Below are 934 nucleotides of genomic sequence, written 5' to 3'. Positions count from 1 at the left end.
GAAGTCGTAACAAGGTAGCCGTATCGGAAGGTGCGGCTGGATCACCTCCTTTCTAAGGATATATTCGGAAACATCTTCTTACGAAGATGAAATAGGAATAACATTGACATATTGTATTCAGTTTTGAGTGCTCATTGGAGTATTCATTGCATTATTTTGTACATTGAAAACTAGATAAGTAAGTAAAATTTATGATTTTACCAAGCAAAACCGAGTGAATTAGAGTTTTTAAACAAGCTTTGAATTCAAAAAGAAATAATCGCTAGTGTTCGAAAGAACACTCACAGATTAATAACATTTTGGGTTTTCAACCGACTTGTTCGTGTTGAAAGTCAAAAAAGATTAAGTTATTAAGGGCGCACGGTGGATGCCTTGGCACTAGAAGCCGATGAAGGACGTTACTAACGACGATATGCTTTGGGGAGCTGTAAGTAAGCTTTGATCCAGAGATTTCCGAATGGGGAAACCCAGCATGAGTTATGTCATGTTATCGATATGTGAATACATAGCATATCTGAAGGTAGACGCGGAGAACTGAAACATCTTAGTACCCGCAGGAAGAGAAAGAAAAATCGATTCCCTGAGTAGCGGCGAGCGAAACGGGAAGAGCCCAAACCAATGAGCTTGCTTGTTGGGGTTGTAGGACACTCTATACGGAGTTACAAAAGAATAAACTAGACGAATCATCTGGAAAGATGAATCAAAGAAGGTAATAATCCTGTAGTCGAAAGTTTGTTCACTCTTGAGTGGATCCTGAGTACGACGGAACACGAGAAATTCCGTCGGAATCCGGGAGGACCATCTCCCAAGGCTAAATACTCTCTAGTGACCGATAGTGAACCAGTACCGTGAGGGAAAGGTGAAAAGTACCCCGGAAGGGGAGTGAAATAGAACTTGAAACCGTGTGCTTACAAGTAGTCAGAGCCCGTTAATG

At 41.2% G+C, this 934-nt stretch carries 2 rRNA genes; both read left to right on the top strand.

What is annotated here, in order from left to right:
• Window positions 1–52: ribosomal RNA gene (locus ACF91D_RS30725) — 16S ribosomal RNA — on the top strand; the annotation flags it as partial.
• A 288-nt stretch (window positions 53–340) separates the two neighbouring features.
• Window positions 341–934: ribosomal RNA gene (locus ACF91D_RS30720) — 23S ribosomal RNA — on the top strand; the annotation flags it as partial.

It is taken from the genome of Staphylococcus sp. 231237_7MaSpsaltlick (genome assembly GCF_043107035.1).
The sequence above is the reverse complement of the archived record's forward strand: the minus strand, read 5'-3'. Positions and strand labels throughout refer to the sequence as shown.